Source organism: Neisseria sp. P0021.S007 (assembly GCF_051956855.1).
Genome location: NZ_JBQCXA010001799.1, coordinates 1 through 434, shown reverse-complemented (window position 1 = coordinate 434; position 434 = coordinate 1). Strand labels below are relative to the sequence as shown.

Here is a 434-nt window from a genome sequence, read left to right as displayed (position 1 = left end):
GTTAGACTTACGCCTGCCTTTAAAGCCTTCGCCGCCTTTTTTAAAACCATCAGCTTTTTTGAAACCATCTTTCTTAAAGCCATCTTTCTTGAAACCGTCTTTTTTATGGCCTTCGCCGCGTGATTTGCCGCCGAAGCCTTCTTTAGCCGGTTTCTTATCGCCACGCCAGCCGCCGGATTTTCTCTCGCCCCAGCCGCCTTTGCCTTTCGGTTTGCCGCCTGCGGATTTGCGCTTGCGGGTCGGCTCCATGCCTTCGACGGTCACTTCGTTCAGCTTACGGTCGATATATTTTTCGATTTTGTGCACTTTGACGTATTCGTTCACTTCGGCGAAGGTAATCGCAATACCCGTGCGCCCTGCCCGTCCGGTACGGCCGATGCGGTGGACGTAGTCTTCCGCCTGTTTCGGCAGGTCGTAGTTGATGACGTGGGTGA

At 53.2% G+C, this 434-nt stretch carries 1 protein-coding gene; it reads right to left on the bottom strand.

Going from position 1 to position 434, the window contains the following annotated elements; genetic code table 11:
• On the bottom strand, nucleotides 1-434 hold a 434-nt coding region (locus ACTHUR_RS21525), incomplete at both ends, for a helicase-related protein (protein WP_440400848.1).